Origin of the sequence: Peptostreptococcus anaerobius VPI 4330 = DSM 2949 (genome assembly GCF_000381525.1) — a bacterium.
Lineage (GTDB): Bacteria > Bacillota > Clostridia > Peptostreptococcales > Peptostreptococcaceae > Peptostreptococcus > Peptostreptococcus anaerobius.
The window spans coordinates 1-1,342 of sequence record NZ_KB906670.1 but is presented as its reverse complement, the minus strand read 5'-3'; the positions used below and the strand labels follow the sequence as shown (position 1 = coordinate 1,342).

At 50.5% G+C, this 1,342-nt stretch carries 14 tRNA genes; all 14 read left to right on the top strand.

Annotated elements, in window-relative coordinates:
- The first annotated feature begins 86 nt into the window (after window positions 1-86).
- The 14 genes from F823_RS0110435 to F823_RS0110370 all read left to right on the top strand — a co-directional run bounded on the left by F823_RS0110435 (window position 87) and on the right by F823_RS0110370 (window position 1,322).
- Window positions 87-161 (top strand) — tRNA-Gly (locus F823_RS0110435).
- A gap of 19 nt (window positions 162-180) precedes the next feature.
- A tRNA-Arg gene (locus tag F823_RS0110430) sits at window positions 181-257 on the top strand.
- Window positions 258-264: 7 nt separating this feature from the next.
- A tRNA-Gln gene (locus tag F823_RS0110425) sits at window positions 265-339 on the top strand.
- Window positions 340-346: 7 nt separating this feature from the next.
- Window positions 347-422, top strand: a tRNA-Lys gene (locus tag F823_RS0110420).
- Between the two features lie 15 nt (window positions 423-437).
- Window positions 438-511 (top strand) — tRNA-Met (locus F823_RS0110415).
- Between the two features lie 8 nt (window positions 512-519).
- A tRNA-Ile gene (locus F823_RS0110410) sits at window positions 520-596 on the top strand.
- A gap of 23 nt (window positions 597-619) precedes the next feature.
- Window positions 620-696 (top strand) — tRNA-Pro (locus F823_RS0110405).
- Between the two features lie 7 nt (window positions 697-703).
- Window positions 704-780 (top strand) — tRNA-His (locus tag F823_RS0110400).
- A gap of 16 nt (window positions 781-796) precedes the next feature.
- Window positions 797-867 (top strand) — tRNA-Cys (locus tag F823_RS0110395).
- A gap of 12 nt (window positions 868-879) precedes the next feature.
- A tRNA-Asn gene (locus F823_RS0110390) sits at window positions 880-954 on the top strand.
- Between the two features lie 5 nt (window positions 955-959).
- A tRNA-Leu gene (locus F823_RS0110385) sits at window positions 960-1,049 on the top strand.
- A 24-nt stretch (window positions 1,050-1,073) separates the two neighbouring features.
- Window positions 1,074-1,149: transfer RNA gene (locus tag F823_RS0110380), tRNA-Met, on the top strand.
- A gap of 23 nt (window positions 1,150-1,172) precedes the next feature.
- Window positions 1,173-1,244, top strand: a tRNA-Glu gene (locus F823_RS0110375).
- Window positions 1,245-1,248: 4 nt separating this feature from the next.
- A tRNA-Gly gene (locus F823_RS0110370) sits at window positions 1,249-1,322 on the top strand.
- The last annotated feature ends 20 nt before the right edge of the window (window positions 1,323-1,342 follow it).

Genomic DNA, 1,342 nt, shown 5'->3' with positions numbered 1-1,342 from the left:
AGACGCACTAGACTTAGGATCTAGCGCCTTTGGCGTGGGGGTTCGACTCCCTTCATCCGCACCAAGTTTATTTTACAATTTTATATGCGGGAATAGTTCAGTGGTAGAGCGCAACCTTGCCAAGGTTGAAGTCGCGAGTTCGAATCTCGTTTCCCGCTCCATAAAATACACTATTAATGTGGGTGCATAGCTCAGCTGGATAGAGCAACGCCCTTCTAAGGCGTGTGTCCGGGGTTCGAATCCCTGTGCGCTCACCATTTTAATAGGGGATTCGCCAAGCGGTAAGGCATATGACTCTGACTCATACATTCGGGGGTTCAAATCCCTCATCCCCTGCCAATATAGTGGACCATTAGCTCAGCTGGGAGAGCACCTGACTCTTAATCAGGGTGTCCAGGGTTCGAGCCCCTGATGGTCCACCATTTTTTGAAAATTATGGCGGTATAGCTTAGTTGGCTAGAGCGTTCGGTTCATACCCGAAAGGTCACAGGTTCGAGTCCCGTTACCGCTACTTTTTATGGACCATTAGCTCAGTTGGTTAGAGCGCCCGGCTCATAACCGGTAGGTCTGGGGTTCGAGTCCCTGATGGTCCACCATTTAAATCAAATAATTATTATACCGAGGTGTAGCGCAGTTTGGTAGCGCACGTGGTTTGGGACCATGGGGCCGGGGGTTCGAGTCCCTTCACCTCGACCAATATGTGGTGGGTATAGCTTAGCTGGTTAAAGCGCCAGATTGTGGCTCTGGAGACCGAGAGTTCGAATCTCTTTATCCACCCCATTATTTGATTTTTCATGGCGACATAGCCAAGTGGTAAGGCAGTGGACTGCAACTCCTTGATCTCCAGTTCGAATCTGGATGTCGCCTCTTTATAAATATTCCAAGGTAGCTCAATGGTGGAGCAACCGGCTGTTAACCGGTAGGCTGTGGGTTCGAGCCCCACCCTTGGAGCCATTTAAGCCGAAGTGGCGGAACTGGCAGACGCACAGGACTTAAAATCCTGCGAAACTTATACTTTCGTACCGGTTCGATTCCGGTCTTCGGCACCAGCTTATGGTGTTAAAATACAATATCGCGGAGTGGAGCAGTTGGTAGCTCGTCGGGCTCATAACCCGAAGGTCGTAGGTTCAAGTCCTGCCTCCGCAACCATTATAAATGTCTCAGTTTATTATGGCTCCTTGGTCAAGCGGTTAAGACACCGCCCTTTCACGGCGGTAACAGGGGTTCGATTCCCCTAGGAGTCACTTTGCGGGTGTAGCTCAATGGTAGAGTTCTGGCCTTCCAAGCCAGCTGTGAGGGTTCGATCCCCTTCACCCGCTCCATAGAATTGTGGGAGTATAGC